Raw genomic sequence first — 1,078 nt, 5'->3', positions numbered from 1 at the left:
TCCGGGAACCGTGCCAATACGATGTTCGCCAAGGACTCGCCCAAATGTGCCTTCGCGTTCATTTCCTCCTCGCTCAGCTTGTCGAGACGCTTCTGCATACGGCGTGTGAGACGCTGTATGTCCGCCTCGGACGTACTGTAAAGCGTGCCGTCCGTCGCGTAGTCGTCATCAAGTCCCCGTGAGAATTCATCGAATCCGTTCATGAACGCGATTATCGGCAATGACAGCAGACCGAACCGGACGAGCGTCTCCGTAAGCAGTTCCAGCTGCTCGACGCCTCGGTCGAACCGCTTGCGGTCTCGCCGCTCGAATCCGAGGATAAGGTCATGGGCCATCACGTCGCCCATCAGCGAGTATGCCAGATCGTTCAGGAACGCCACATCCTGCCATAGTGGTTCTCCCGGCACATCCCGATTGTGTTCCAGCGCGAGCATGCGGTCATCGACATCTATTGGTTCATCGTCCCACATCTTCTCGTATGCATCAATCAGCCGGACGACATCGTACATGTATCGCCGCTCGCATTTCAGCAGATCCAGCCTATCCTCCATGTCGATGCGGGCGCAGCTCTCGCAGTCGCACAGCGACTCGTCGCCCACCTCGGCATATCCGCGAACGCCATCTCGCTTCGACGAGCATCCGCCCGCGTCGCGATCTGCCGTCGCAATCTCTCCGACAGCCGGTTCCTCATCGTCATGACGACCCATATACTCACTCATCCACTGATTGCCATGCAGCTCGTATTCCGCATCGGCCTGCGCCCGCCGCTCGTGCAGATAGTCGACCACGCGCCGATACCGCATGTCCGGCGCCGCACCGAAGCGCAACACGTCTCCGTCCTCGCGCAGCATGCACATGCCGATGCCGGGGTACAGCAGCAGCATCCGAGCGATGTCGAGGCTGCGCCGCTCATCGGCACCCCAATTGAGCAGGGTGTATGCCGCCAGCCGGTGCATCTGCGTCGAATGCTCCTCCATGGCGAGCCCGCGCTGCTTGCGGTTGCCGAACCGCTTCCTGCCGCGAGGCCGTCGCATCAGTTCCTCGACGGTCGTCATACGAATCAGCGACGGCATGTAAT

1 pseudogene is annotated in these 1,078 nt (G+C 60.5%); it reads right to left on the bottom strand.

The window, feature by feature from the left end:
- Positions 1-1,055 (bottom strand): annotated as a pseudogene (locus AB5287_RS10025) (riboflavin deaminase); the annotation flags it as partial.
- Between the last annotated feature and the right edge of the window lie 23 nt (positions 1,056-1,078).

The sequence above is a fragment of the Bifidobacterium sp. RTP21102st3_E2_RTP21102_210122 genome (assembly GCF_040916945.1).
Classification (GTDB): domain Bacteria; phylum Actinomycetota; class Actinomycetes; order Actinomycetales; family Bifidobacteriaceae; genus Bifidobacterium; species Bifidobacterium longum.
The sequence above is the reverse complement of the archived record's forward strand: the minus strand, read 5'-3'. Positions and strand labels throughout refer to the sequence as shown.